General features: G+C 66.6%; 17 protein-coding genes and 1 pseudogene. 8 read left to right on the forward strand and 10 right to left on the reverse strand.

All coding sequences use genetic code 11. From position 1 onward, the window contains the following. The first annotated feature begins 208 nt into the window (after positions 1-208). The 3 genes from Atep_RS12155 to menD all read left to right on the forward strand — a co-directional run bounded on the left by Atep_RS12155 (position 209) and on the right by menD (position 4,383). Positions 209-1,120, forward strand: coding sequence for an alpha/beta fold hydrolase (locus tag Atep_RS12155; RefSeq protein ID WP_213378765.1), 912 nt, complete (start codon positions 209-211; stop codon positions 1,118-1,120). 123 nt (positions 1,121-1,243) lie between these two features. Continuing rightward, positions 1,244-2,626, forward strand: coding sequence for an isochorismate synthase (locus Atep_RS12160; protein ID WP_213378766.1), 1,383 nt, complete (start codon positions 1,244-1,246; stop codon positions 2,624-2,626). Next, complete coding sequence (gene menD / locus Atep_RS12165) at positions 2,623-4,383, forward strand: 2-succinyl-5-enolpyruvyl-6-hydroxy-3-cyclohexene-1-carboxylic-acid synthase (protein WP_213378767.1); 1,761 nt, start codon at positions 2,623-2,625, stop codon at positions 4,381-4,383. The genes Atep_RS12160 and menD overlap by 4 nt, the downstream gene beginning before the upstream one ends. Positions 4,384-4,398: 15 nt before the next feature. Here menD and Atep_RS12170 read toward each other — a convergent pair whose 3' ends face one another. The 4 genes and pseudogenes from Atep_RS12170 to Atep_RS12185 all read right to left on the reverse strand — a co-directional run bounded on the left by Atep_RS12170 (position 4,399) and on the right by Atep_RS12185 (position 6,444). Beyond that, complete coding sequence (locus tag Atep_RS12170) at positions 4,399-4,791, reverse strand: PD-(D/E)XK nuclease domain-containing protein (RefSeq protein ID WP_213378768.1); 393 nt, start codon at positions 4,789-4,791, stop codon at positions 4,399-4,401. Positions 4,792-5,086: 295 nt separating this feature from the next. Next, positions 5,087-5,755: pseudogene (locus Atep_RS17175) on the reverse strand (AAA family ATPase); the annotation flags it as partial. A 52-nt stretch (positions 5,756-5,807) separates the two neighbouring features. Then, positions 5,808-6,200, reverse strand: a complete 393-nt coding sequence (locus tag Atep_RS12180; protein WP_213378769.1) for a type II toxin-antitoxin system VapC family toxin — start codon at positions 6,198-6,200, stop codon at positions 5,808-5,810. After that, on the reverse strand, positions 6,187-6,444 hold the full coding sequence (locus Atep_RS12185; RefSeq protein ID WP_213378770.1) for an antitoxin: 258 nt from the start codon (positions 6,442-6,444) through the stop codon (positions 6,187-6,189). The genes Atep_RS12180 and Atep_RS12185 overlap by 14 nt, the downstream gene beginning before the upstream one ends. Before the next feature lie 155 nt (positions 6,445-6,599). Here Atep_RS12185 and menB point away from each other — a divergent pair, with 155 nt between their 5' ends. The 3 genes from menB to menC are packed head-to-tail and all read left to right on the forward strand — an operon-like array spanning position 6,600 to position 9,466. Continuing rightward, positions 6,600-7,460: a 1,4-dihydroxy-2-naphthoyl-CoA synthase gene (gene menB / locus Atep_RS12190; RefSeq protein ID WP_213378771.1), complete on the forward strand. Its 861-nt coding sequence runs from the start codon at positions 6,600-6,602 to the stop codon at positions 7,458-7,460. Between the two features lie 42 nt (positions 7,461-7,502). Continuing rightward, entirely contained in the window at positions 7,503-8,402 is a 900-nt protein-coding gene (locus Atep_RS12195; RefSeq protein WP_213378772.1) for a 1,4-dihydroxy-2-naphthoate polyprenyltransferase, read from the forward strand. Continuing rightward, the gene (gene menC, locus Atep_RS12200; RefSeq protein WP_213378773.1) at positions 8,399-9,466 is read left to right on the forward strand and encodes an o-succinylbenzoate synthase; all 1,068 of its coding nucleotides are present in this window, start codon (positions 8,399-8,401) and stop codon (positions 9,464-9,466) included. Before Atep_RS12195 ends, menC begins: the two co-directional genes overlap by 4 nt. A 59-nt stretch (positions 9,467-9,525) precedes the next feature. Here menC and Atep_RS12205 read toward each other — a convergent pair whose 3' ends face one another. The 3 genes from Atep_RS12205 to Atep_RS12215 are packed head-to-tail and all read right to left on the reverse strand — an operon-like array spanning position 9,526 to position 16,598. Beyond that, the gene (locus tag Atep_RS12205; RefSeq protein WP_213378774.1) at positions 9,526-10,068 is read right to left on the reverse strand and encodes a hypothetical protein; all 543 of its coding nucleotides are present in this window, start codon (positions 10,066-10,068) and stop codon (positions 9,526-9,528) included. A 9-nt stretch (positions 10,069-10,077) separates the two neighbouring features. Further along, positions 10,078-13,485, reverse strand: a complete 3,408-nt coding sequence (locus Atep_RS12210; RefSeq protein WP_236786192.1) for a GH36-type glycosyl hydrolase domain-containing protein — start codon at positions 13,483-13,485, stop codon at positions 10,078-10,080. Between the two features lie 17 nt (positions 13,486-13,502). After that, positions 13,503-16,598 carry a discoidin domain-containing protein gene (locus tag Atep_RS12215; RefSeq protein ID WP_213378775.1) on the reverse strand — a complete coding sequence of 1,032 codons (3,096 nt, stop codon included), beginning with the start codon at positions 16,596-16,598 and terminating at the stop codon, positions 13,503-13,505. 191 nt (positions 16,599-16,789) lie between these two features. Here Atep_RS12215 and Atep_RS12220 point away from each other — a divergent pair, with 191 nt between their 5' ends. Together Atep_RS12220 and Atep_RS12225 are read left to right on the forward strand one after the other, a co-directional pair. Beyond that, positions 16,790-18,589: an ABC transporter ATP-binding protein/permease gene (locus Atep_RS12220; RefSeq protein WP_213378776.1), complete on the forward strand. Its 1,800-nt coding sequence runs from the start codon at positions 16,790-16,792 to the stop codon at positions 18,587-18,589. A gap of 2 nt (positions 18,590-18,591) precedes the next feature. After that, entirely contained in the window at positions 18,592-20,016 is a 1,425-nt protein-coding gene (locus Atep_RS12225; protein ID WP_213378777.1) for a GH1 family beta-glucosidase, read from the forward strand. Here Atep_RS12225 and mdoH read toward each other — a convergent pair. Genes mdoH through Atep_RS12240 form a run of 3 tightly spaced genes read right to left on the reverse strand, consistent with a single transcriptional unit; the run spans position 19,901 to position 24,116 of the window. Beyond that, positions 19,901-21,976 carry a glucans biosynthesis glucosyltransferase MdoH gene (mdoH, locus tag Atep_RS12230; protein WP_213378778.1) on the reverse strand — a complete coding sequence of 692 codons (2,076 nt, stop codon included), beginning with the start codon at positions 21,974-21,976 and terminating at the stop codon, positions 19,901-19,903. The two genes, Atep_RS12225 and mdoH, sit on opposite strands and share 116 nt — an antisense overlap. After that, a complete protein-coding gene (locus tag Atep_RS12235; RefSeq protein WP_213378779.1) occupies positions 21,973-22,530 on the reverse strand; it encodes a hypothetical protein in 558 nt (185 codons plus the stop codon). The genes mdoH and Atep_RS12235 overlap by 4 nt, the downstream gene beginning before the upstream one ends. Further along, the gene (locus Atep_RS12240) at positions 22,515-24,116 is read right to left on the reverse strand and encodes an OpgD/OpgG family glucan biosynthesis protein (RefSeq protein WP_213378780.1); all 1,602 of its coding nucleotides are present in this window, start codon (positions 24,114-24,116) and stop codon (positions 22,515-22,517) included. Before Atep_RS12240 ends, Atep_RS12235 begins: the two co-directional genes overlap by 16 nt. Between the last annotated feature and the right edge of the window lie 135 nt (positions 24,117-24,251).

The raw sequence follows: 24,251 nt of genomic DNA on the forward strand, positions 1-24,251 counted from the left end.
CACCGCCGAAACATCCGACCAGTACCAGACAAGCGACCCAGACCGCTGTAAACTTCGATTGACAAGGCATCGTCCAACTCATTTGACAGTGACGCGCGACCGTTTCGGTCCTTCCGGCTCGATGTGCCGGCAGATTCCAGACGGTTAGCCCGTGGATGCCGCCCACCCCGAGCGATCTCGCGATTGATTGAGCAAAGGTATTGAGCCGATGGACTCCGCGATCAACCCTCCAGACAAGCACGCGACGCGCGGCCGGCCGCTGCCCGCCGCCGTCGACGCCCCGCGCCACGATCTCCAGACCAGCGCCGGCGGACGTGTCCATTACTACGCCGACACCAGCGCCGGCGGCCGTCCGCTGGTGCTGATCCACAGCATCAACGCCGCGCCCAGTGCGATGGAGATGAAGCCACTCTTCGAGCACTTCCGCGCCTGCCGTCCGGTCTATGCGCTCGATCTGCCCGGCTTCGGACACTCCGAGCGCGCCAAACGACGCTATTCGCCCGAACTCTACGCCAAGGTCATCGGCGAGTTCCTGGCCGAGGTGGTCCGGGAACCGGCCGATCTGATCGCCTACTCGCTCGGCTGTGAGTTCGCCGCCATCGCCGCAGCGAACGCGCCGGAGCGCGTGAACTCGCTGGCGCTGCTCTCGCCGACCGGTTTCAACACCCGCGGACTGCCGACCGGCGCCGCCGCTGAGCGTGCCCATCGATTCCTGAGCCTCCCCGGACTCAGCGACGGGCTCTATGGCCTGCTGACCACCCGCGCCAGCATCAAGTATTTCTACAATCAGGTCTTCGCCGGCTCGACCCCGCCCGAGCTGATCGACTACGCCTACGCCACCACGCATCAGCCGGGGGCCAAGATCGCTCCGCTCTACTTCCTGTCCGGGCTGCTCTTCACGCCGCGTGCCTGCGACAGCCTCTACCCCCGTGTGACCCAGCCGGTGCTGGCGCTCTACGATAAGGATCCCAACATCGACTTCCAGGAGTTGCCGGATTTCCTCGGCCGTCAGTCCAACTGGCGCGCCGAGCGTCTGACACCGACCAACGGGATGCCGCAGTGGGAGAAGCCCGCCGAGACCATCGCGGCCATCGAGCGTTTCTGGGACTCACTCGGCTAGGAGCGCACCGCGCTGCATGATGTAGCGCGTCCTGTCGCGCCCCTGGACGCGCGGGAACCCCTGTGGGTGTCCGCGCGTCCTAGAGGGTTCGTCCCATTCCCCTGCCCCGCCACGACTCGACTCATGCTGCAATCGCTCCAAGTCCTCGATCAGCTCAAGGCCCGACTGCACGAGACCCTCGCTCTGCTGCCGCTCGCCGAGGGTACCGGCCCCGTCTCGCTGATCCTCGAACTGCCGCATCCGCCGGCCGGCGCGCCCGATCTCGACGGACCGCGCTTTCATTTCGCGCACAACCATCGCGGCGACCTGCGCGCGGGCTATGGCATCGCCGGCGAGTGGCAGGCGCACGGACCCGAGCGTCTGAGCGAGCTGCGGCGCATCGCTCAGGGACTGCGCGCCGACTGGGTACAGTGCGATCCGGACGAGACAGGTTTCAGCGGGTTCGGGATGCTGGGCTTCGCGGCCACGCCGGAGACGCCCGCCGCGAGCGACGATCTGCCCAATGCGCTCCTGTGGCTGCCGGAACTGGCGCTGATCTCGCATGGCGGTCAGTCGGCGCTGGTGCTGACGGCCCAGCGTCCCGCCGCACGCGATGACGTGCTGACGCGCTGGGACGCCTGGCTCGACCGTCTGGTGCCGCTGCTCGGACGTCCGGCGCTCGATCCGCTCACCCCGGCGCATCTCGAAGCCCTGGGCAGCACGCCGGATCGCGACGACTGGCGCACGCTGGTCCTGAACGCGCTCGACGAGATCGATCGGGAACGGCTCGAAAAGGTCGTCGTCTGTCGTCGGCAACGGCTCCTGGGCCACCGGCGCTTCGATCTCGACCGGCTCAATGCGGCGCTGAGCTATCTGTTCCCGTCCTGTCAGGTGATCAACATCCGGCGCCATGCCGCCGGCTTCGTCGCCGCCACGCCCGAACGGCTCTTCACCCAGCGTCGCGACCGGGTCGAGGCCGATGCCATCGCCGGCACCGCCTGTCGTGCCGAGGACAGCGAGCGCGATGCCGCCATCACGCTCGGTCTCCAGACCTGCGAGAAGAATCTGCGCGAGCATCGGGTGGTGGTCGCGGCGGTGCGCGAGGCGCTCGATCAGTGCTGTCGGCGTCTGGAGCCGGCCGAGGGGCCGAGTATTCTCCAGCTCAACAACGCCCAGCATCTCTGGACGCGCCTGCGCGGTGAGCTGCATCCGGGCGTCGATGTGTTCGAGCTGGCCGAGCGGCTGCATCCCACGCCCGCGACCAACGGTCAGCCACGCCGCGAGGCGCGCGACTGGCTCGATGTCAACGAGCCGCTCGAACGCGGCTGGTACACGGGCGCGGCCGGAATCGTCGAGCCGGATCTGACCGGGGAGCTGTGGGTGTTGCTGCGCTGTGCACGTATCCTCGACCGCACCGCCGATCTCTATGCGGGTGCCGGCATCGTCGCCGGTTCCGATCCCGCGAGCGAATGGCGGGAAACCGAGCACAAGCTCGCCGCCATGTCGACGGCCCTGCAGTTCGCATGAGCGACCACGGCTGTCTGAATCTGCGCTGGGCGCTGGCGCTGTTCGATGGGCTGGTCGAGGGTGGAATGCGTCATCTGGTGCTCTCGCCCGGATCGCGCTCCACGCCGCTGGTGCTGGCGGCCCAGCGTCAACCGGCGCTGACCGTGACGCCGATCCTCGACGAGCGTAGCGCGGCCTTTTTCGCGCTGGGCGTGGCGCGTGCCTCGGGGCGTGCGGTGGGGCTGGTCTGTACCTCGGGGAGCGCGCTCGCCCACTGGTTCCCGGCGGTCATCGAAGCCTCGGAGTCCGGCATTCCACTGGTGCTGCTCTCGGCCGACCGCCCGCCCGAACTGCGTGGCTGGGGGGCGAACCAGACCATTGATCAGACGCGCTTCTTCGGCGTGCATGTGCGCGCCTTCCATGATCCGGGCACGCCCGAAGATTCGCCGGGTGCCGGCAAGTTGATGCGGGCACTGGGGCGGCGCGCGGCGGCCGAGAGTCTGGGCGACTGGCCGGGACCTGTGCATCTGAATCTGCCGTTTCGCGAACCGCTGGTGCCGGGGGCGGATTGCCGGGCTGAAGCCGCACAGTTTCAAACAGCCGTTCAGCCTCCAGCCACCCGCTGCCGGCTTGGTCTTGCGGGGAACCGGACGCCGGAGGCTGGTAGCCGGCCGCTGACAGCCGGCTTGACGTCCCAATGCTCCGGGCGCGGCCTGATCTGCTGCGGGCCGGGCGACTGGACGGCGGCCGGTGCGGAGGCGCTGTGGCAGTTGGCGACACGGCTTGGCGTGCCTGTGCTGTGCGATCCGCTTTCAGGTTTGCGTTTCGGTTTCGGCTCAGGTTCCGCCTCGGAACATCGAATCACCCGGTACGACAGTCTGCTCCGTCATCCGGCGACCGCCGCCGCACTCAAGCCGGACTGGGTGCTGCGCTTCGGACGTGCGCCGGTCTCCAAGACGCTGCTCGGCCGGCTGGCGGACGTTCCGACCGTCCTGGTCGATGCCGGACGCGGCTGGAGTGATCCGAATCATGACGTTCGGCTCAAGATCGATGCCGATCCGGCCGTGTTCTGCGCTTGGCTTGCAGACGCGGATCCGGAACTCGGCACACCGGACCCTGATTGGCTCGCCGGCTGGCTCCAGGCCGAACGCCGTCTGGAGCGTTTCGCCGCCGAGTATCTCGACCAGGCGCCCTGGTGCGAGGGGCATCTGATCCGCGATCTCATCGCACGGCTGCCCGAAGGCGAGGGGTTGTTGTGCGCCAACTCCATGCCGATCCGCCAGCTCGACACCTGGTCGGGCCGGCGCGACCGATCGCTACGACTCTTCGGTAATCGTGGTGCCAGCGGTATCGACGGCCAGACCTCGACGCTCGCCGGACTCAACGCCGGCGGCGTGCCGACCACGGCGCTGCTCGGCGATCTGTCTTTTCTGCACGACCTGAGCGGACTGACGGCACTGCGCACGCTCGAACGGCCCTGTATCGTCATCAACAACGGCGGCGGGCGCATCTTCGACTATCTGCCCCAGCATGGACTGCCGGGTTTCGAGACGCTGTGGCGCACGCCGGTCGCGGTCGATCTGGGGGCACTGGCCCAAACCTTCGGGTTGGTTCATCGTCAGGTGTCCGATAGCGCCGGATTCCAACAGGCCCTGAGCGACGCCATCCAGGGTTCGCACCCCGGCGGACTGATCGAGGTCGTCATCGATGCCGATCTGAGTGGACAGATCCATCGCGACTTCTGGCAGGCGGTCAGTCGGCTCGGCGACGACACCTGAGGCCGGGTTCCGGATTCAGGCGAAATCCGGCGCGTCCGCCGCCGGATCGAGCGCCTCACGCTGCACCAGCTCCCAGCCGCTGTAGAGCCGCACCAGGGCGTGCGGATGCGCCGGCTCCAGATGTTCGCGTACCCGCACATCCCCGGCATAGCGGCGTAACTGCGACCGCGCCGCCTCCATCAGCTCGGTGCGCCGCTTGGGCGTGTCTTCGGAACGCTTGACGTATTTCAGCTCGATCAGATAGGCATGGCGCATGTCCGGATAGCGGAAATAGAAGGGCGCCAGATAGAGATCGACGAAGCCGCCGCCCTGTTCCTGCTCGCTCCAGCCCCGGAAGTAGGGCGTCAGATTGAGCCGGGCGAGCAGGAAGCCCCGGATCATCTTCTCGCCTTGCAGATAGTCGCGCACGCCGGCCTGCTCGGCGATGCGCTCGGCCAGATAGTCGAAGAACGGCTCCCAGTCGCCGTTGTAGGCCAGGCGGCTGAGCCGGGTAGTGGTTGTACCAGGCGTCGATCACCGCGCGATGGGGTTCCAGATCTTGACCGAAGGCAGCGAACAGGCTCTCCAGCTCGCTGTGATTGAAGCCGAGCAGACCGTTGAAGCGGCCATCCAGGCTGATGTTGGCACCGATATTGAAGCCGCTGGTCACATCGTCCAGCGTCAGCGGCGAGACGCCGGTGATGAACAGCCGCGCCAGACCGCCGCCGCTCTGTCCGGCGGCCCCCTTGAGCATCGCGAAGACATTGCGGAAAAAGCCGCTGCCGTGCGTCAGATCCCGATAGGCGTCCTGGCCGAAATGGGCCAGCAGATTGTTGGCGAAGTTGTCGTATTCGTCGATGAACAGATAGAGCGACCGGCCCAGATGACCCAGTTCCATCAGCAGCCGCTCCAGTGCCGCCGCCACGGTCGGCTGCTCACGCACCCGCGCCGCCATGTCCTCCGGCAGGTGCTCCGCATGGCGCAGGAACAGGCCGTCGATCTGATTGCGACAATGGGTCTCGAACGAGGATTCCAGATGCTCCGGCTCGGCGCGCACCATCGAGAAATCGAAGCGCAGGCTCAGGTACTGGCCGCGCTCAGGGGTCGGATTGGTCTGGACCCAGGTCTCGGCAAAGAGTTCATCGAAGGACTTGGCCCATTCGGCGTCGTAGTAGCACTCCATCATCGACTGCAACAGACTCTTGCCGAAGCGGCGCGGGCGGATCAGGAACAGAAAGCGCCCGGCCTCCTCCAGTAGCGGGAGATAACGGGTCTTGTCCACATAGTATTCATGACCGCGGCGCAGTTTGATGAAGTCGGCGACGCCGTAGGGGATGCGCAGGTCAGGTGAGGCGGTCTCATGCACGGGCGATTCCGGAGTGCTGGTTGGCATCAGTGCTTACCTTTTCTGCGATTTCGGCTGAAGACACGCCCATGCGCACCCATCACGCCCAATTTTCGACGCTCAATCCCGGCACGCGCTCGAACTCGCGGGTGTTGTGCGTGACCAGCACGGCGTCCTCGGCCAGCGCGTGGGCGGCGATCAGCATGTCCATGTTGCCGATGGGTTGACCCTGGCGCTCCAGTACAGCACGCAGTTCGGCGTAATGCCGCGTGGCCGCCTCAGGCCAAGGCCGACACGGAATACCCGCCAAAAAGTCCTCCAGTTGAACGCTCAAGCGTGTCGAACCGCATTTGACGACACCAAAGCGCAGTTCTGCGACGACCAGCGCCGAGAGAAAGAACGACTCAGCCGGTTGCGCGCGAAAATACTCGAGCACCGAACGCGGCTGGCGGCGCAGGATGTAGCTGCAGATGTTGGTATCAAGTGTCTTCATCGTGAAACCAAGCGCGGTCTTGTGGAGGGGTATCCTGACGGTCGGTCAGAAAATCATCGGGAAAGGGTTCATGGCGTTCATAGAAGGATTCGAGCCAATCCGCGAGCGACTCGGCCTTGGGCTTGAGGATGACGGCCTCACCCTGGCGTTCGATGTACACCTCCTTGCCCTCGAAGCGGAACTCGGCGGGCAGGCGCACGGCCTGACTGCGGCCGTTCATGAACAGTTTGGCGGTTTGACGCATGGGAAACTCCGAGCCGACAATGTATATCACTAGTCTATACCAGCATCCGTTTCAGTCAACTGGTTGAACCCTTCACCGATCCCGGATCATTTGCGGCTAAAATGGCGCCCCCAGTTTCCATGCACAGCGAGGCATCCCAGGTGGCGTCAGAGACCATGCAACCAACCGCGAATCGACCCGAGACCGACTCGCGTCCCATCCACTGGGAGGCGCCCGCAGACGCCCGCTATCAGGACATCCTCTACCATCAGGCCGAGCACATCGCCAAGATCACCATCAACCGGCCCGAGGTGCGCAACGCCTTCCGCCCGCAGACGGTGCGCGAGATGATCGACGCTTTTCATCGCGCCCACATGGACCCCGAGATCGGCGTCATCATCCTCACGGGCGCGGGCGAGCTGGCCTTCTGCTCGGGCGGCGATCAGCGCATTCGTGGCCACGAAGGCTACAAGGACGAGGCCGGCGTCGAGCATCTGAACGTGCTGGAGTTGCAACGCCAGATCCGCACCCTGCCCAAGCCCGTGGTGGCCATGGTCGCGGGCTATGCGATCGGCGGCGGTCATGTGCTGCATCTGATCTGCGACCTGACCATCGCCGCCGACAATGCGCGTTTCGGCCAGACCGGACCGCGCGTGGGCAGCTTCGACGCCGGTTTCGGCGCCGGTCTCATGGCGCGCACCGTGGGCCTGAAGAAAGCCAAGGAGATCTGGTTCCTGTGCCGCCAGTACGACGCCCAGGAGGCGCTCGACATGGGGCTGGTCAACACCGTCGTGCCGCTCGCCGAACTGGAGGCGGTGACGGTCGACTGGTGCCGTCGGATGAACCGCCTTTCGCCGACCGCGCTGCGCGTGCTCAAATCCGCCTTCAATGCCGACACCGACGGTCTGGCCGGCATTCAGGAGCTGGCCGGCAATGCCACAGCGCTGTTCTATACCACTGAGGAGAGTCAGGAAGGGCGCAACGCCTTCCTCGAAAAGCGCGCGCCCGACTTCGGCCGCTTTCCGCGCCGGCCTTGAGCGGCACGGACAACGATTCTGCAAGCATCGCGCCCTGACTCCATGCCCGAGCAACCGACTCCACCCCCATTGGCGCGCTGGCTCCTGGCCGCGCGACCCAAGACGCTGCCGCTGACGCTGTCGCCGGTGATCGCCGGCCTCGCGCTGGCCGTCGCCGCGACCGGCGCGCCGGCCGTCTGGACCGCGCTCGCCACCCTGCTGGCGGCGGTGGCGATCCAGATCGGCACCAATCTGCACAACGACGCCGCCGACTTCGAGCGCGGCACGGATACGGACGAACGGCTCGGTCCGCCGCGTGCCACGGCGCAAGGCTGGCTGACCGCGCGTCAGGTCAAGAACGCCGCGCATGGCATGTTCGCGCTCGCCTTCATGCTCGGGCTGGCATTGCTGGTGCGCGGCGGCTGGCCGATCCTGCCGGTCGGACTGGCGTCCTTGGCCGCCGGCTATGCCTATACCGGCGGACCGCGCCCGATCGCCTATGGCCCCTTCGGTGAGGTTTATGCGCTTGTCTTCTTCGGCGTAGCGGCAGTCGGCGGCACCTACTATCTGCAAACCCTGACGCTCGACGGCTCGACGCTGGTCGCCGGGGCGGCGCTCGGCTGTCTGGCCTCGGCCGTATTGCTGATCAACAACTATCGCGATCTCGAAACCGACACGGCGGCCGGGCGGCGCACGCTCTGCCGCGTGCTCGGACGCGAACGGGCCAGGGTGCTCTATGCGCTACTGCTGCTCGTGCCGATTCCGCTCTTGATGCTGCTCGATCCGCTGCACGTCTCCTGGCCGCTGCTCGCCGCCCTGCCGTTCGCCGCCCTCCTGATCCGGCGGCTTTGGCGCGGCACCCTGGGTCCGGCGCTCAACGAGCAACTGGCACGCACCGCGCAGTACCAGGCCCTGCTGGTCGGTCTGCTGATCCTGAGTCTGCTGCTGCCCGCCACAGCGTGATCGAGCGCGCCGGATTCCGGCCCTATGATCTGCCGCTACGCCAAGCCTGGGGCAGTGCGCGCGGCGGGTTCGCACGGCGGTGCGGCTGGTTGGTCTGGGTCGAGGCCGATGGTCTGACCGGCTACGGCGATTGCGCCCCGCTGCCGGCGGCGGGCACCGAGAGCCACGAGGCCGCCGGCGCGGCGCTCGAACGGCTCATCTCAGATCTGCGCGGACAGGAGATCGAGATACGGCTGTCCGCTCCGGATACGGAGAACGCTACGGATGCGCATCCAGCCGCGCGCTTCGCCCTGGACTGCGCCCTGGCCGATCTTGCCAGCCAACGCTTGAATCTGAGCCTGCGCCGGTGGCTCGCGCCCGAGGCCGTCGATCGCCTCGCCGTCAATGCCATGCTCGGCACGCTGGGCGCGGTGCGCGGCGAGGATCTCGCGGCAAGCTGCGCGCAAGGCTTTCGCGTGCTCAAGCTCAAGGTCGGAGTCGAAACCCCGACGTCCGAGCTGGAATCGCTGGTGGCAATGGCTCAGCATCCATCGGTCGGCACGGATGTCAGACTACGCCTGGACGCCAATGGCGCCTGGAGCTTCGATCAGGCACGCCGGCTCATCGAGCGTTTGGTCGAACTCCGCCTGCCGATCGAGTCGATCGAGGAACCGCTGGCCGAGCCGATACCCGAGCGGTTGGCCGAACTGCAAGCCCTCGCCCCCTTTCCGCTGGCGCTGGACGAATCACTGCCGACCCGCTTTGCGGCGGTCGATCCCTCACAACTCGGTGTACGACGCATGGTGCTCAAACCGGCGGCGCTCGGCGGTCTGCACCGCACGCTGGCGCTCGCACGCCGCGCCCAGGACGCGAGCATCGAAGTCGTCGTCACGAGTCTGGTCGAGAGCGCCGCCGGACTCTGGCCCACGGCGCAACTGGCTGCGGCCATCGCCAGTCCCATTGCGCAGGGACTGGCCACGGCCGACTGGCTCGCCGCCGATCTGGGCCAAGCGCCCCGCCCCTGCGCCGGCCGGATCGAACTGCCGGATCGGCCCGGATCGGGATTCATGCCCACGCATGTTTGACGCGCCTGCCATCAGCGAGAAGCCATTCGGAATCGCCGCATGGACGCACGCCACGCTGCTCAGTCGGACTCGACGTAGTAGATCCAGGCGTCCTGATCGACCTGGAGATCGATGAGACTACCGTTGCGCACGTCGAGATGGACGTAGATCGGTTCGCCGGCCGGGACCATGAGGCCATAGCCGGACGGGAAGGTGATGTTGGTGTTGGTGATGTTGGAACCGATATAGGTGCTGCCCGAGGTCGAGCCATAGTCGAACAGTCCGGGTCCGGCATATTTCGCGCGGAAGATGCAGCCTTTGGAGTCGTCCCCGGCGCACTGATACATCTCGGGTCGGGTGCTCACCTCGATGTCGGTATAGAGATCGATATCGGCCTGCTCGGCGACCGAGACGGCGAGGATGGCGATGGCCTTCTTCGGCGTCCAGGAACCGGCGCGGTCCTTGTGGCAGGTCTCGCCGCGTTTGCACAGGCCGGTGGCGGCCTTGATGACCGCGACCTTCAGCGGTTCGATGTCACCGGCACGCGGCACGCCGAACGGGATCAGTGAGCCAAGGAGCGCCGCTGCAATCAGAGGACGCGCGAGTCTGGCATTCAGGGACATGGTCGATCCTTATCGATGGGATTCGGAAGCGAGCGAGGCGCCGAGCCTCACCCAAATGGAATGGCGGCCCGGACCGGCGGGCAGCAGGGCACACGCCGCGCCGGCCCTTATGGCCAGGGGTTCGCCGTCGAGCGTAGCGGCGACCACGGACCCGCCGCGGATGCCATTATCCACTTCGATCTCGCATTCGGTCACGCCGTCGGGCAGACGGTAGCGCAGACGAAAGCCCGGCCAGCTCGCCGGGATGCAGGGGCGGATGATGAGTTCGCGTCCGTTCTCGACACGCAGACCCAGGACGGATTCGAGCGCGACCCGATACCACCAGCCGGCGGAACCCGTATACCAGCTCCAGCCGCCGCGCCCGACGTGCGGCGGCGCACCGTAGATGTCGGCGGCGACCACATAGGGTTCGAGCCGGTAGCGTTGGACGTCACTGGAGGTCTGGGTGTGGCTGACCGGACTGAGCCGCGCCAGCCAGGAGGCGGCCCGTTCGTGCCGCCCCAGTTCGGCCATGGCCGCGACCGCCCAGCAGGCGGCATGGGTATATTGGCCGCCGTTCTCGCGCACCCCGGCGACATAGCCCTTGATGTAACCGGGATCGCGTGGGGTGTCGACGAAGGGTGGCGTCAGCAGCCGGATCAACTGATTCCGCTCATCGGCCAGCCGGCATTCCAGGGCATCGAGCGCCTGCTCGGCGCGCGCGCGCGGCACCGCACCTGAGAGTGCCGCCCAGGACTGCGCCAAGGCGTCGATGCGGCATTCGGTATCCGTCGCGGAGCCGAGCGGTGTGCCGTCGTCGTAGTAGGCGCGACGGTACCAGTCGCCGTCCCAGCCGTTGGTCTCCAGGGCGCGTTCCAGATCGGCCTGATAGGCGCGATAGCGGTCGATGCGCGCCTGATCGCCGCGCCGTTCGCACAGCGGCAAAAAGTCGCTCAGCACCCGGTACAGGAAGAACCCCATCCAGACGCTCTCGCCGCGTCCCTCACGCCCGACGCGGTTCATGCCGTCGTTCCAGTCGCCGGTGCCCATGAGCGGCAGACCATGCGCGCCGCGCGTCAGCGAGCGATCGATGGCGCGGCAACAGTGGTCGTAGAGATCGCCGGATTCGCCGCTGGGCGTTGGGGCCAGATAGTCCTCGTCCTGCCCCGGCGCCAGCTCGGGCGCGGTCAGATAGAGCTGAAGCTCGTCCAATACGCCGACATCGCCCGTCACCCGCACATAGTGCGCGGTGACGAAAGGCAGCCAGAGCAGATCGTCCGAGAAGCGCGTGCGCAGTCCGCGTTCGAGCGGTGCGGGATGCCACCAATGCAGCACGTCGCCCTCGACGAACTGATGCGCGGCGTGCAGCAGGATCTGGGCGCGCGTGATGTCCGGGCGGATGGCGGCGAGCGCGGCGGCGTCCTGGAGCTGGTCGCGATAGCCGTAAGCGCCGCCGGACTGATAGAAGGCCGAGCGCGCCCAGATCCGGCAGCCGAGGTTTTGATAGAGCAACCAGCCGTTGAGCATCAGATCGATGGCCGGTTCGGGCGTCTCGACCTGGACGCGCGAGACCAGATCGTCCCAGAAGGCTACGGCTTCATCGAAGGCCGCGCCGATGGCGGCCGGATCGGCGTAGCCTTGCAGCAGATCGCTCAGTTGCGTCTCGCTCATCGCCTCGCCGAGCAGCCAGTCGCAGATGAGGGTGGCGCCGGGTTCGAGACTCACCATCAGTCGTTGCGCGAAACAGGGATCGAGCATCGTGCCCTGGCGTCCGTCGAGCCTTCGGCCCGGCTCCAGGGCCACGGGATCGGCGAGATCGCGATGACGTCCGATGACGGACAAACAGTCGGTGGTGAAGTCGCGCTCGACGACCGCGCCGTCCGAGACGATCGCGGTGGCGAAGACGATACCGCCGGCGAAGTCGCCTGCGTCCGGATCGATCGCGCGCAACAGCCCGGATTCAGGCTCGATCGCCGTGACGATGGCACTGCTCGACGACGGCTGTTGACCTATGACCAAGCGCTGATAGCCGAACAGCGACAAATGCCGCGTACCGGCTCCGAGATTGGTCAGACGCAGTCTGAGGACGCGCAACGGATCGTGACGCGGCACGAAGAGGGTCGTTTCCTGTTCCAGCCCGGCGTACTGGAGCGAGAAGCGCGTGAAGCCCAGCCCATGCGTCACCCGATAATCGGCGGGTGCCGGGCGCGGTCCGGGCAGCGGCGACCAGGACTCGCCGGTCGCCTCGTCACGCACATAGAGCGCCTCGCCGTGCGGATCGCTGACCGGATCGTTCGACCAGGGCGTGAGCCGGTTGGCCTGGCTGTTGCGCGACCAGGTGTAACCGGCGCCGGACTCGCTGACCAAACAGCCGAAATCCGGATTGGCGATGACGTTGATCCAGGGTTGGGGCGGGCGGCGATGCCCCACGGCTCCCTGATACGGCAGCCGGATTTCGTAGCGACGCCCGTCTGCGGAGAAACCGCCGTAGCCGTTGAAGAAGCGTAGATCCTGAGTCGATTCGGGTGGTTCGGGGTCTGCGTCGCGACCCTCCGGCGTATCGTAGTCGTCGGCTACGGACGATACCGATACGGATGCCTGCAACGACTCGCCATCCAAAAGCGCCAGCGCCGCCGCACGGTCGGGCGCCGCACCCGTGACCCAGGTCAGCTCGGTCTCCGTACCCGGCTCCAGCTCCACCACCACGCGCAGAGAAAGAATCGGATCGAGCACGTTCCCCAGACTGCCTGACAGCGAACCGGCCTCCGAGTCCGAACCGAACAGCGCCGCCGGACGCGCCCGATTCCTGCCACGTCCGATGAATCGAGCGCGATCGGTCTCCCATTGCACGGCCTCGGCACCGAGCAGCGCATGGATCATCCAGGGCCAGGACTCGCCCTGACCGCGCGGACGACGGCGGGCGAGCAACGCCCCCGTGGCCGCATCGCGCTCGGTCTGGACGAAGAGCTTGGCGAACGCCGGATGCGCCGCGTCGGCCTCGTCTGGAAAGAGCACCACTTCCAGATAGCTGGTCAGCTCGATCCGGCGCGCCCGATCCGAGACATTGGTCAATCGCAGACGGCGTCGTTCCAGATCCCTGGCGGCATCCAGGCTCAGATCGAGCCGTAGCGCGATGCCCTGATCCTCGCGTTCGAGCTGGAAACACCCATCCTGCTCACCGACGCGATAGACACGCGGTTCGACCCGCGTCGGCTGATAGCCGAGCGACCAGACCGCGCCCGAATCCGGATCCCGCACATAGAGCAGACTCCCGAGATCGTCCTCGACCGGATCGGCGCGCCGACGCGTGAGTGCCAGACCGTTCCAGCGCAGTTGTCCGGTACCTGAGTCCGAGATCAGGGCTTCGAGCGGGCCGTTGCTCAGTCGATGCAGGCTCGACTCGGGTCCGCGTGGATCGAAGAACTTTTGCATGTCCATGTGTCTGTCCTCGTGGATCAACCCACCAGCGCGATTTCAGCCGGAAGCGTCGTGACATGCGCCTCGGTCGCATTGAAGTCGCGGCTCGGTTCGCCGTCGATCTCCACGCTCACCGGCGGACCCGGCAGCGGCGGCGCCACCCACAGACCACCGGGCGGAAGCCGCAACTCGCCGCCGATCCGCATCCGTACCGCACCGCCGTCGAAGCGCGCGATGTCCAGATCGAGCAGGCCGTAGGCCGTCGGCAAGCGACGTGCCCGGATCTCGCCCGCCGCCAGCCACTCGGCCGGCAGACCGGCGCCGATCACCAGCGAGCGATCCGCCTCACGTTCATAGACGAAGAGATCGCGGAACACCAGACAGTATTCGGACCCGATCCAGGCATGCGGCAGATCGCCCTGATGACCGGGCGACCTGGGATCGCGCCAGGTGATCTCGGGCCACTGATTCCAGGCCGCCGGCCGACGCTCGGCGAGATAGCATCGCAGAAGCTCATGCGCCTCTGCGCGCCATCCGAGCCGGAGCAGCGCGCCGGCGATGCGGATCTCATAGGCGGTGTAGTTGGTCCAGGGCACGGGGTTTGGTCCATGGACGGCACGGAAGTGCTGCATGAACTGATCGAAAGTGCGCCGCATGGCCGCCGCCGGCAGCCGATGGCTCTCGTCGATCAGGGTCAGGGCATTGGCGGTCGCCGTGGGATCGTAGTCGGCCCATTCGACCGATCCGGGCAGGAAATCGATGCCGCGCTCCTCCATGACCCGATCCAGTGACACATAGAGCGCCGCGCCGAACTCGTCGCGCAGACGGGCGAAGTGCGCGGCGTGCTCTCCATCGCCCAGCGCCTCGGCCAGCTCGGCGGCGTCCTTGAACCCGCGCAGCGCCCAGAAATCGTCCCAATAGGAATGGACCGGGTGGGCCAGATAGCCCTCATGACTCACCGACTCCGGCAGCAATCCCAGACAGGCGCGGCGCTCGGGTTCCTGATAGTGCGGTGTCAGACGCTCGGCCCGCAGACGCTCCAGATAGCCGACCGCCCGACACACCGCCGGCCACAGCGCCTCCAGGCGTGCCCGATCCGCCCCGAAACGCCAGGCATCGGCGACGGCGAAGATGAACTGACCATGACTGTCGTGCTCGGGCAGCCGGTCGACGCCCTGACGATCGACGCAACAGGGCACATTGCCGTCTTCGGCCTGGAATCCGGCATACCAGTCGATGAAGTCGACGGCCTCGTTCCCCAGACCGAACCGCAGTAACGCCGCTCCCATGGTCGCGCCGTCGCGGATCCAGGAGCGCGTATAGCGGCGCGGTCCGGGCTGGAGCGCGGGACCGTCGCGATTGATCAGGATATGGGCGAGCGCGCCCCGGCAACCGTGCCAATAGTCGTGCGCGACCTCCGGCAGATCCAGTTCCACGGCCCCGAGTCGCTGCGACCACTGATCGAGCGCGGCCTCCAGGCGCGACTCGACCGTGCCGGCTGCACCCGCCAACTCGCGTGGATGGGCGTCCTCGTGCTCACCGAGCGGAGCGGCGAGCCAGATCTCGCGATGAGTCCCGGGCGCGACGTCCAGATCGAAGCGCAGGGCCGCCGACGCCAGCCCGAGTCCGTCCTCGACTGCGGCAGTCTGAGGCTTGGGTGAAGCGCCGGCGACAACGGGTTCATCGATCGCATCCGCGTCGAAGGCCATGGCCCCGAAACCGGTCGGTGTCGAGAGCGGAACCAGGGCCAGCCGACCATCGATCCGCACGTCGCCCTGCTCCCAGGCGATCCGTTCGATCCGCGCCACACCGCCGATGTCCCTGTACCCCTGCCAGGGCGGTGAAACCTGGACGGGGCGGATCGCGGTCTGGAGCGTCGCGTTCAGCGGGGTCGATCCCAGGTTTTCCAGCCGATAGCGGATGAAGAGCCAGGCCCGCCCCGGCGCACCGTGGGCGAAGGCGAGCGTCTCGAAGCTCAGCCCATCGGTACTCCAGGTCGAGCGCGGAATCGGCAGCGGCGGCTGGAGCAGCGACGGCTCGACCGTGCAGTCGGCCCAGGTCAACCGCTCGCCCTGGACGGTCAGCAACGGCTCGATCACCGGACCGGCCCGCCAGACCTCGATCAGTCCCTCTTCGTTGAACAGCGCCGGAACCGTTCCGTCGGGGATGTCGATCGGCGTCCAGTAGGTCTGTTCGCGATAGAGCCAGCGCGGATACCGGCCGCGCGGTGCCTGTTCGGCCAGACGGTGGACGAAGTCCTCGATGGAGCGGGCAAAGGTCTCAGGCTTCAGTTCCAAGCCGACCAGACCCGGAACCGGATCGCCCTCCCCGCCCGCCAGAGCGAGCCGCAGGAAGCGCGAGCACCCCTCGGGCAGATAGACCATGTTGCGTTGGCCGCGCACGCCGGACGCGGCATGAAGACGGGTCCAGTCCGCCCCCTCGTCGCTCGCCAGGATCTCGAAGGCGTGCGGCTCGGGTGAGTCCCAATGCAGGATCAGAGCGCTGTAGTCGCACGGTTCATGGAAATCCAGCTCGACCCAGGCCGGCCGTTGAGCGGCACGCCAGGCCGTGTCGGATCGTCCATCCAGGATGCAGGCCGCGCCCTGCCCCGGCTGCTCGCTGGAGGCGCGGATCGCAGGCGGCTGAGAGGGCGTGCGGTCCTCGATCCGCAGATCGGAAAGCCAGAGCCGCCCATGCCCGCCCGGTCCGGCGGTGACGGCGATCTCGATGGCGCCGACCTCCGCCGGAGCACCGCCGCCGGCCGGTCCCCAGCCGAAGGTGATCGCACGGCTGCCGATCCGCAACTCACGCCAGTCCGAATCGAAGTCGAAGGACTCGTCGCGAAAGCGCCAGACGTTCTCACCGCTCGGATCGATCAACTTGAACTCGAAGGCATTGGCCGGTGCCTCGGCGCGTACCCGGAGCAGAATGGCGAAGCTGTCCGGCAATGTCAGACGCACCGTCCGGCGCGCCACCACGAAGCCGCCGCCCTCGCCGAAATCGAAGTCCAGGCGCATGGCGCCGCCCTCGCCCTCCGGCTTCGCATCGGCGGCCAGATCGAGACGCGCCTGCCCCGAAACGACGCCGGACCAGGCAGAGAGGTCGCTGAAATCGTCCAGATCCAGGATGTGCATGCGGTCGCTCCTCGGCGATGGGGCATGAGCCCGAAACCCGCCCGCACCGCGCTCCGGTGGGCGGCAAGAATGCCTCTCGGCAATACGGGCGCTAGGCTATACTGCGCGCGGCCCAAAGTCACCCGATGCGCGTATCGACCCGGCCGAAGACCTCCCCCCCTCAACCTCGACGCCAAAGACCGACCGCCGCGATGCGCCTCCCCTGGTCTCTCCTGAACGCCCTCAAGGTTCCGATCACGCCGGCCATCTGGGGCCGCTTCGTGCGCATGCTGCAACAGCTCGATGCCTCCGAGGTCGGCGGCAAAGCCAAAGCGCTGTTCGCGCTGCTCATCCTGTTCCTGTTCGCCATCAACGGTCTGAACGTCGTCAACAGCTACGTCAACCGCGACTTCATGACCGCGATCGAGAACCGGGACATGGGCGGATTCGTCCGTTACGCCCTGCTGTTCATCTTCGTCATGGGCCTCTCGACGGTGGTCGCCGTCATCTATCGCTATACCGAGGAACGCCTGGGGCTGCTGTGGCGCAAGTGGCTCACCGAGCGCGCCATCGACCGCTATCTCGACGAGCGAACCTATTTCAGACTGCATTCCAGCGGCGCGCTGCCCAACCCCGACCAGCGTATCTCCGAGGACATCCGCGCCCTCACCGCGACCACCCTCTCCTTCACCCTGATGTTCCTCAACGCCAGTTTCACGATGATCGCCTTCTCGGGCGTGCTCTGGACCATCAGCCCACTGCTGTTCGTGGTCGCGGTCGCCTATTCCATCTTCGGCTCGCTCATGACCATCTATCTGGGCAAACCCCTAGTCAAGCTCAACTACGACCAGCTCGACCGCGAGGCCAATTTTCGCTCGCGTCTGGTGCATGTGCGCGAGAATGCCGAGTCGGTCGCTCTGCTGCGGGGCGAGGAGCGGCTCAGGGCGCGACTGCACGACCGCCTGAATCGCTTGACGGCCAATTTCCAGCGCATCATCGAGGTCAACCGTAATCTCGGCTTCTTCACCACCGGCTACAATTATCTGATCCAGATCATCCCGGCGCTGCTGGTCGCGCCGCTGTTCATCCGGGGCGAGGCCCAGTTCGGCGTCATCACCCAGTCGGCGGTGGCCTTCGGGCATCTGCTCGGCGCCTTTTCGCTGATCGTCACCCAGTTCCAGTCGATCTCGACCTACACGGCGGTGGTCGCGCGGCTCAATGCACTGCGCGACGCCATGACCCTGGAGCGCTCGGAGCAGGCGCCGCGCGTCGAGTTCTGCGAGGACTGCGGCAGTGTCGCCTTCGAGCATCTGACGCTGTATTCGCCGCGCGACGGCCGGACCCTGATCGCGGATCTGAGTCTGTCGCTCCCGGCCGGTGTGAGCCTGCTGGTGCGCTCGACCAGTGAGTCGGCCGAGAAGGCGCTGTTCCGGGCCACGGCGGATCTGTGGCCGAGCGGCACGGGGCGAATCCTGCATCCGGGGCACGATGCCATCTTCTTCCTGCCCGAGCGCCCCTATCTGCCGCCGGGCACGCTGCGCGAGGTGTTGCTGCGTCCCTGTCAGGAACGCTGGCTGCCGGACTGGAAGATCCTCGACAGTCTGGAGTCGCTGCATCTGACGCCGACGCTGAACAAGGCCGGCGGGTTGGACACCGAGCGCAACTGGAGCGATCTGCTGTCGCTGGGCGAGCAGCAGCGCCTGAGCTTCGCGCGCGTACTGCTGGCGGCGCCGCGCTTCGTCTTCCTGGATCACCCCAGCCGCAGTCTGAGCGAGTGCCCGATCGGCGAGCTGCTCAATCTGTTGCGCCGACAGGGGATCACCTATTTCACGCTGGGCGATCCGGACGACGATCCGCGTTTCTACGACCGGCTGCTCGAAATCGCGGCCGACGGCTCCTGGCAGTTGCGTCCGCCGAATTCCGACGATCTGCGTCGTCCCGAGCCGGCCCCGATCAACCCCAGGCGCCGGCATACGGACGTACCGAGCCGTCCGGAAAACGCGGAGGACTGAGCATGGCGGCGCCCTTTCCGGACGATTTTCTCTGGGGCGCGGCGACCTCGGCCTACCAGATCGAGGGCTTCCCGCTCGCCGACGGTGCCGGAGCCGGCATCTGGCATCGTTTCGCGCACACGCCGGGACGGGTCGCCGGACATGACACCGGCGATCTGGCCTGCGATCACTATCATCGCTATCCGGAGGACGTGGCGCTCATGGCCGAGCTGGGGCTGAACGCCTACCGCTTCAGCCTGGCCTGGGGCCGGGTGCTGCCCGAGGGACGGGGGGCGGTCAACCGTCGGGGACTGGATTTCTACGCGCGCCTGGTCGATGCCCTACTGGAGCACGGCATCCGGCCGATGGCCACGCTCTATCACTGGGATCTGCCGGTGGCCCTGCACGAGCGCGGCGGCTGGCTCAATCCGGACAGTCCGCGCTGGTTCGCCGACTATGCCGAGGTCGTCTTCCGAACCCTGGACGACCGTGTTCCCTTCTGGATCACGATCAACGAACCCTGGGTGGTCACGGTGCCCGGTTATCTGGACGGCCAACTGGCGCCCGGACATCGCGACCTGTTCGAGCCGCCGCGCGTGGCGCACCATCTGCTGCTGGCCCACGCGGAAGCCGTCGCCGCCTATCGGACACTGGGCCGGCACCGGATCGGTCTGGCGGTCAATCTCGAACCCCAGCATCCGGCTTCGTCATCCCCGGCGGATCTGGAGGCGAGTCGGCGACGTGACGCCTTCATCAACCGCTGGTTCCTGGATGCGCTCATGTTCGGACGCTATCCCGAGGAACTGGCCGACATCTTCGGTCCGGCTTGGCCGGAGTTTCCAGCCGAATCCCTGGCGAAGCTCCGCTGTCCGGGCGATTTCATCGGGGTCAACTACTATTCGCGCGGTCTGGTGCGGGCCGCGCCCGAGGCGCCGCCGCTCAATGCCATCCGCGTCACGCCGACGAACGCCGAGCTGACGAGCATGGACTGGGAGGTCTATCCGGAGGGGCTGACGGAAATCCTGCTGTGGCTGCGCGACCGCTATGCCGATCCGCCGCTCTACATCACCGAGAACGGCGCCGCCTTCGACGACCCGCCGCCGCGCGACGGGCTGGTCGAAGACCCCAGGCGCGTCGCCTATCTGCGCGCCCATATCCAGGCCGCCGCGACGGCGCTGGAACAGGGCGTCGACTTGCGCGGCTATTGCGTCTGGTCGCTGCTCGACAACTTCGAGTGGGCCGAGGGCTATTCCAAGCGTTTCGGTCTCTATCAGGTCGATCCGCTGGACCGGACGCGCCGGCCCAAGGCCAGCGCGCGCTTCTATCGTGAGGTCATCCGTTCGCGGGGGGCGGCGGCGTTTCCAGCGTCGGCGCCGCCCACAGCCGGGTGTGCAGCAGATGCAACCCATCGCGATGCGACAGCAATGCCCGCTTCTCGCGCAGACTGAGCGAATCCTCGCCCTCGTCCTGGATCTGTAGCACCAGACCTTCGAGGATGTGCCGACGCCGCCGCGTCTGCGGCTCGTCGTGCAGCAGCGCATCGTGCAGGGCATAGACGCCCGGATTCATCATGGCCCGCGTCCAGAACGCCCGCTCGCCCACCGGTGCCTCGATCGGGGGCGACGGCTCGGTCAGCCGCTCCTCCAGTCGACGCAGTACAGGCGGTTCCTCGGTCTCGGCCGGGGTCAGGAAGAGTCCGGCCTCTTTCAAGCGCAGACCCAGCGAGGTGCGGCTGGTGAGAATCGAGACCGGAACCGAGAGCGCCAGTCCTGCGAGCACCGGCGTGAACCACCAGAAGAAATCCGGCACATGCACATAGGCGACATAGCCGACTGCGAACGCGATCAGCGTATGGACGCCATGCGCGCCCAGCGCCTCCAGCACGCCGGTCTGATGATCGCCGCGCTGCTGGGCCGGCCAGCCGACGCTGGTACGCAACAGGATCGCCGCCACGAACTTGCTCTGAAACAGCATCAGCACAGGCGCGAGCAGCACCGACAGCAGACTCTCGATCAGCACGCTGAGACTCGCCTTGAGCAGACCGCCGAAACGCCGCGCCTCGTCACGATCGAGCGCGAGCAGGACCAGCGCCAGGATCTTGGGCAGGAACAGCAGAACGAGCGTCACCCACAGCACCGTGGTCATCTCGACCACATAGGACTCGGGCCAGATCGGCATGACGTTGTAGCCGAAGAAATACACCGGATGTTGCAGGCTCTTGAAATAGGCCTCGACCCCGGTCGCGATCAGGAACAGCAGCCACAGCGGCGAGGCGGCATAGGACATGACGCCCATGGCGAAATGCAGTCGACTCAGGGGCTTGAAGCCATGCGCCAGGATCAGGCGCGCATGTTGCAGATTACCCTGACACCAGCGCCGGTCGCGCTTGGCATAGTCGATCAGGGTCGGCGGGATCTCCTCGTAACTGCCGCCGAGATCGGGCGCCAGCCGCACCTTCCAGCCCGCACGCGCCAGCAGCGCCGCCTCGACGAAGTCGTGACTGAGGATGTCGCCGCCGAAGGGCTCGCGCCCCGGAAGTTTCGGCAGACCGCAGTGATCGGCGAAAGGCCGTACCCGGATGATGGCGTTGTGGCCCCAGAAATTGGCCGTGTCCTGCTGCCAGAAGGCCAGACCGGCGACGAACAGCCGTCCATAGAGACTGCCCGCGAACTGGAGCATCCGTGCGAAAAAGGACGAGCGGTTGACCGGCACCGGCGGCACCTGGAGCAGTGCGAGCCGACGATCGGCCTCCATGCGGCGCACCATCTCGACCAGGGTCTCGCCGCTCATGATGCTGTCGGCGTCGAGCACGATCATGTAGCGATAGCGCCCGCCCCAATCGCGGCAGAAGTCGGCCAGATTGCCGCTCTTGCGCGCCGTGTTCTCGACCCGGTTGCGGTAGAAGAGCGGCACCCGATCGCCGAGCTCCTCGGACCAGCGCCGCCACTGCTGTTCTTCCTGGAGCCAGATGTCCGGCTCGCGGGTGTCGCTCAAGACGAAAAACTCGAATCCGTCCGATTGGCCGGTCGCGACCAGCGAGTCGAACATGGCGCGCAGTCCGGCAAAGACCCGCTCCGGATCTTCGTTGTACACCGGCATCACCAGTGCGGTCTTGAAGGCGCCGGTCTCGGCGGACGCAGCCGGCTCGGGCGCCGACTCCGCACCCTCGCCCGCGCGCCTCTGGAACGCCAGCACCAGGAAACCGATGGCCGCCGTCCAGAACGAGGCGCTGATCCACAGCATCAGAATGGTATAGAGAACCAGCAGCACCAGTTCCAGCACCGAGAGTCCGCCGTCCTGGATCGCCGCCGACAGCAGCGACAGACAGAAGACGGTCGTGAGCAGAACCAGCGTGAAATAGAGCGGACGCGGCAGATGCCGGGCCGCGATGGTCGAGAGCCGTTTCATGCCTGCACCTCCGTAGCGGCAGAGTGCCGACCGCGCATCCACAACCAGCGCCCAACCCTGGCCAGAAAGCGCCGCAACAAATGATGACAGCAGAGCCGAATGGGATTGGGTTCCATGGTCAGGGGTGCGCGCTCGGGAACCGCCTGGAAGCGCACCGCCCGGATGGAATCGGCCAGCGATTCCTCGCTCAGACCGGCCCAGCGCTGTGTCCAGCCCGGCACATGACCGCCGAGCACAGCAGCACGGGCCGCCGAGATCCGGTCGGGATCCGACTCCAGACCCAGTTCGGCGACCAGCCAGCGATCGAGCAGCCGATGCGTCTCCTCGATCGCCACCTCGAGCGGCTCGCCCAGTTGACCAAGCGTGGCCCGAAACTCGACCCGTTCGATCACGCGGCGCACGAGCACCTCGGTCTCGTGCGGATCATGCACGCCCAGTGCATTCAGATAGAGCCGCACCCTCTGTTCGACCAGGGCGCGATCCTCGGTCGTCGACCAGGCCGCCGGTGCGGGGGCGTCGAGTACGTCGAGCCGGTCGTTCACTCCCGAACCCATCTGTAGCTCCAAGTCTCGCTGAGCACGTCATTGCCCTGACGCAGGAAGGCGCGCAGATCCGCCGGCTCACGCCCATCCGGCTTCAGCTCGAAGAACAGCCGCCAGCCCTGGGTGTGCGGATTCCACTGTACGACCGGCTTGGACAGCTCACCCGAGGTGCTGGTGACGACGGCCTCGATCTCCGTCTCGGTCTCGCCCTCCAGCCCGCTCTTGGGGGCGCGCTGGGCGAGCGACTCACCGGCGAAGTCGACCACGAACTTGCGCCGGCTCGAATCCAGGATGTCGGTTCCGGCCGCACCGATACGGGTCGAGATCGCCCGCCCGCCCAGCAAGCCGGCCTCGGGATCCTGGGCGAAACGCAGACGGTATTCGAGCTTCAGCTCCTCGCCCGGCTCCGGCTTACGCTCGGGCATCCAGTAGGCAACGATGTTGTCGTAACGCTCGGCGTCGCTCGGGATCTCGACCAGCTCGACCACACCCCGGCCCCAGTCGCCGATCGGCTCGACGAGCGCGCTCGGACGATTCTGATAGTGCGCCTCCAGGTCTTCGTAATTGCGGAAATCACGATCACGCTGGAACAGCCCGAAGGACCGGGGATTCTCGGCGACGAAATCGCTCACGCGCAGACCGAGCGGATTGACCAGCGGACGCCAGATGCGCTCACCGGTGCCGTTCACGACCAACAGGCCGTCGGAGTCGTGGACCTCGGGCCGGAAATCGTCCATGAAGCGATCGGTGTTCTCGCCATGGAAGAACATGCTGGTCAGGGGCGCGATCCCGAGTTTCTGCACCGACCGGCGCACGAACCGGCGCACGAACAGGCGCGCCTTGACGTCCATCACCGTCTCGATGCCCGGACGGATCACGAAGCTGTAGGCGCCGGTGACGCTCTCGCTGTCGAGCAGGGCGAACACCGTGATGTCGACCGCATCGGATGCGGGCTTGAATACCCAGAACTCACGGAAGATGGGGAACTCCTCCTGGGTGGGCAGCCCGGTGTCGATCGCCAGTCCGCGCGTCGTGATGCCGTAGTTCAGACCCTTGGAAACGCCACGGAAATAACTCGCGCCCAGAAAGACCACGACCTCATCGAACACGTCGTCCCGATTGATCGGATAGAGCAGACGCAACCCGGCGAACCCGAGATCCGCCGGCATCTCCTCGGGAACCTGGTTCTTGCCGTAGTCGAAGAGATCGTGCCGGAAGGGCACGACCTGGGAGACGCCATCCTCGACGACGTTGACCGTCACCCGGTCCTTGAACAGGAAGCCGCGTGGAAAGAACTGCATCTGGAACGGCAGTCCCTCGGCCTTCCACAGGCTCTCGTTGCGGTCGAAGCGAACGTCGCGATATTGGTCGTAGTCCAGATCGGCGAGATAGTCCGGGAGCGCCGGGCGGTCGGGCTGGTAGTCGGCGGCGGCCAGTTCCTCGGCACGCCGGACCACGGCGGCGAAGGTGAAGGCACCGGGAGCGCCCTCACTCGGCGCCGGCTCGATCAGACCGGGGGTGTCGTCCGCCCACAGTGGTATGCCGGAAATCAATGTAGATCCAAGAGCCAGGATTCCGAACAGTCGAGCGAGCGTCATGTTGTTCTCGATGAGGTGTGATTGAACGCCAAAGTATCGATGATGCCGGCGAATCCGTGGCCCCGGATCCGGGCGCACAAACACCGGCGGCTCGCGCCTGAGCGGCGGGCCGCCGGTAACGGAAAGACGGGAGGC

This window comes from Allochromatium tepidum (genome assembly GCF_018409545.1).
GTDB classification, from domain to species: domain Bacteria; phylum Pseudomonadota; class Gammaproteobacteria; order Chromatiales; family Chromatiaceae; genus Thermochromatium; species Thermochromatium tepidum_A.

Excerpts from the sequence above, each read along its gene's own strand:
- Atep_RS12155 (WP_213378765.1), top strand. The coding sequence starts at position 209 with ATGGACTCCGCGATCAACCCTCCAGACAAGCACGCGACGCGCGGCCGG.
- Atep_RS12160 (WP_213378766.1), top strand. The coding sequence starts at position 1,244 with ATGCTGCAATCGCTCCAAGTCCTCGATCAGCTCAAGGCCCGACTGCAC.
- menD (WP_213378767.1), top strand. The coding sequence starts at position 2,623 with ATGAGCGACCACGGCTGTCTGAATCTGCGCTGGGCGCTGGCGCTGTTC.
- Atep_RS12180 (WP_213378769.1), bottom strand. The coding sequence starts at position 6,200 with ATGAAGACACTTGATACCAACATCTGCAGCTACATCCTGCGCCGCCAG.
- Atep_RS12185 (WP_213378770.1), bottom strand. The coding sequence starts at position 6,444 with ATGCGTCAAACCGCCAAACTGTTCATGAACGGCCGCAGTCAGGCCGTG.
- menB (WP_213378771.1), top strand. The coding sequence starts at position 6,600 with ATGCAACCAACCGCGAATCGACCCGAGACCGACTCGCGTCCCATCCAC.
- Atep_RS12195 (WP_213378772.1), top strand. The coding sequence starts at position 7,503 with ATGCCCGAGCAACCGACTCCACCCCCATTGGCGCGCTGGCTCCTGGCC.
- Atep_RS12205 (WP_213378774.1), bottom strand. The coding sequence starts at position 10,068 with ATGTCCCTGAATGCCAGACTCGCGCGTCCTCTGATTGCAGCGGCGCTC.
- Atep_RS12210 (WP_236786192.1), bottom strand. The coding sequence starts at position 13,485 with ATGGACATGCAAAAGTTCTTCGATCCACGCGGACCCGAGTCGAGCCTG.
- Atep_RS12215 (WP_213378775.1), bottom strand. The coding sequence starts at position 16,598 with ATGCACATCCTGGATCTGGACGATTTCAGCGACCTCTCTGCCTGGTCC.
- Atep_RS12220 (WP_213378776.1), top strand. The coding sequence starts at position 16,790 with ATGCGCCTCCCCTGGTCTCTCCTGAACGCCCTCAAGGTTCCGATCACG.
- Atep_RS12225 (WP_213378777.1), top strand. The coding sequence starts at position 18,592 with ATGGCGGCGCCCTTTCCGGACGATTTTCTCTGGGGCGCGGCGACCTCG.
- mdoH (WP_213378778.1), bottom strand. The coding sequence starts at position 21,976 with ATGAAACGGCTCTCGACCATCGCGGCCCGGCATCTGCCGCGTCCGCTC.
- Atep_RS12235 (WP_213378779.1), bottom strand. The coding sequence starts at position 22,530 with ATGGGTTCGGGAGTGAACGACCGGCTCGACGTACTCGACGCCCCCGCA.
- Atep_RS12240 (WP_213378780.1), bottom strand. The coding sequence starts at position 24,116 with ATGACGCTCGCTCGACTGTTCGGAATCCTGGCTCTTGGATCTACATTG.